The sequence below is a fragment of the Microbispora sitophila genome, from assembly GCF_014892245.1.
Taxonomy (GTDB): Bacteria; Actinomycetota; Actinomycetes; order Streptosporangiales; family Streptosporangiaceae; genus Microbispora; species Microbispora siamensis.
Window position 1 is genome coordinate 1 of record NZ_JADBGC010000072.1, and the last position, 2,377, is coordinate 2,377.

Annotated in this window: 3 protein-coding genes and 1 pseudogene; 2 read left to right on the forward strand and 2 right to left on the reverse strand. The window is 63.8% G+C overall.

Features of this window, described 5'->3' with window-relative positions:
* Positions 1-498: 498 nt before the first annotated feature.
* Positions 499-819, reverse strand: a complete 321-nt coding sequence (locus IL992_RS45395) for a DNA-binding protein (protein ID WP_226874982.1) — start codon at positions 817-819, stop codon at positions 499-501.
* A 442-nt stretch (positions 820-1,261) separates the two neighbouring features.
* On the opposite strand from IL992_RS45395, the gene IL992_RS45400 reads away from it, so the two are divergent.
* Both IL992_RS45400 and IL992_RS45405 read left to right on the forward strand, forming a co-directional pair.
* On the forward strand, positions 1,262-1,504 hold the full coding sequence (locus IL992_RS45400; protein WP_193209480.1) for a hypothetical protein: 243 nt from the start codon (positions 1,262-1,264) through the stop codon (positions 1,502-1,504).
* Positions 1,501-1,878, forward strand: coding sequence for a hypothetical protein (locus IL992_RS45405; RefSeq protein ID WP_193209481.1), 378 nt, complete (start codon positions 1,501-1,503; stop codon positions 1,876-1,878). The genes IL992_RS45400 and IL992_RS45405 overlap by 4 nt, the downstream gene beginning before the upstream one ends.
* Before the next feature lie 399 nt (positions 1,879-2,277).
* Here the strand turns inward: IL992_RS45405 and IL992_RS45410 are convergent.
* Positions 2,278-2,377: pseudogene (locus IL992_RS45410) on the reverse strand (IS5/IS1182 family transposase); the annotation flags it as partial.

A 2,377-nucleotide genomic window follows, 5' to 3' on the forward strand; every position in this document is an offset into this window, starting at 1 on the left:
CGGTGCAGCCGGCGTATCTCCGCCCAGTCCTCCACGCTCAGCACCTTCCCGATCTAGGCCCATGAGGCCGGTAGATGGGTCCGTTTTCGAGCGTCGACACTGGTCCAGTATTGGAGCGCCGCCGTCACCAAGGGAGCGGGCGGAGCGATGCACAAGCTGGATGACGGGGCACAGGCCGGCGGAGTGCTCGCCTGCCGTCGGCTACAGGCATCGAGTGTGCCTCGATGGCCCTGATCAGGGTGGCAGCACAGCAAGGGGCGGGCTGTGCCGCCACCCTGATCAGGGGCTGCGGCGGGTCTATCGCATCCGGACCCATCTTGGGCGCGGGTGGAGGACAAACGGCGACTCTCGCCGGCCTACGGCTGCATGTCAGGCAAGCGTGATCAATGGAGAATCCGCAGCTCGGGCAGGGTTTCCCTGATCAAACGTGGTAGGGCGGGTGGGACTTGTATCAGCATGTTCGAGCGAGTACGACAATCCCTGGCGGCTGTTCCGCGTTCAGGTGCCGATGAGTCGTAAGCGGTTGCCGCACAACCGGACCATGTCGTTCACATCGGAGGTCAGCATGGCCACCGGGCCTGGCTGCCGCAATGCCATCTCGGCGATCGTCGCGTCGATCGCGTACTTGTGGCCGTGCAGGCCTGCAGCCTTGAGTAGTTCAGCGGACCTCGTCTCCGCGCTCTCGGTCACCGGCTCGACCTTCACGCGGGAGAGCACCCATTGCGGCCGTGGCATGTCCACTCGTGTGTAGCTGACTTCCACAATGGTGTTGGCGCCGATGACGAAATCGGCACCCATGGAAGAGAACACCTGGAACATGGCGAGGATCTTGCGGTCCTGCGCGACCCAGGCGGAGAGCCCTCGGGAGTGGAGGGCGACGGTTTCGACGTGCTCGATCGCGCCATGCTCGCCGAACCGCCGGAATCCGCCGTCCCGAAGATGCCGGCACGGGCCTCGGCCAGCTCCTCGTCGCTGGACTTCCCGTGCTCCTCCTGGTGACGCAGCAAGTCGGCACCCAGGAGCTGGTGCCGCAGCTGGCGTGCCACCGCCTCGGCGACATGACCCGAGACGTTGTCGGTGAGCTTCCTGAGCTCGGCGACCTGATCGTTCGGCCTACGGAAACGCGAGCGACATCTACGGGTGAGCCGTTCGACTGAGCCAGCGATCCCGGCCGATCGCAATGAGTGAGGGTTACTAGCCGCTAGGAAGCACCCTCCTACTCCTCTAGGAGGCATCTTCCTAGTGGGGTATGCTCATCGCTATGGCCGAGGCCCTTCCCCCACACATGCGACAGCTCGCCGAGGTGGCTACGATCGTGGCGGCCGCAGGCGCCACAGCTGACTGGCTATACCACCTCAAGAGCGACATGTGCGCGCTGCGTGTGATCAAGGATGGCGTCATCTCGGTTCCTGTCATGATCCCTGCCGACCCGGATCGCGACCCGGAGCTCTTTCGCGAAGCCCTCAAGCGTCTGGAGGCGGTCGTAGAAAGGATGAGCCGATGAGCAAGACGATCACGTATGTCGTCACCTTCGAGAATGGGCGGTGGGTGTCGCGCTGCCCTACGGGGGAGGTTGAAGGAGTCGGTGTGGCAAGCTCCTTGTCTCAACTGGAGCGCGACTTGGCGGAGATCCACGCCTGGGCCTGGCCCGAGGAAACCCCTGGCGTGGAGTTCGTGTTCGATCTTCCGGAGGAGGTCGCAGGGGTGGTAGCGGAATACAGCCGTGAGAAGGAACTAGCGGAAGCTCACACCAAGCGCGCCATGGAACTAGCCGTCAAGGCCGCGAAGGTGCTGACGAGTCATTGGTCGGAGCCAGACACGGCACGCGTCATGGGCCTATCCAAGCAGCGTGTCCACCAATTGAAGGTAAGCGCCTGACGGTCGCCGGACGTCCGGCTTCTGTTCCCTGCAGTCGTAGGTACGACACTGCGGCGCAGTTGCACGGTACCTTGAGCTTCCCCTCGTTGGCGCCGATGTTCCTTCCGCCATGCCCGTGCCGGGCGTGAGAAACAGGGGTGGTCGCCCGCCGACGTCGTCCACGACTTGGTCCCTGTCCGAGGCCGTCTCAGTGTGGTTCCTTGCCTGGTAGACAGCGCTGGTGCAACTCCTGTCCAATCCGGACCGTCCTCCAAGTGGGGTCGTCCCGTACACCTTCTTGCCCGACAGTTTGAACAGGTGTCATCGACCACCACGATGATCGCTGAGCCCGGCGGCAGTAGCCGGGTCACGACCAGATCCCACAACACCAGCCCTAGGGCCTGTCTTCATAGTGGTCGCCTAGAGCCAGAGCAGGAGTGCTGCAATGGTGACCACGGCGGTGTATGAGGTAGCGGTCTTGTCGTAGCGGGTGGCCAGGGCGCGGAACTGTTTGAGCTGG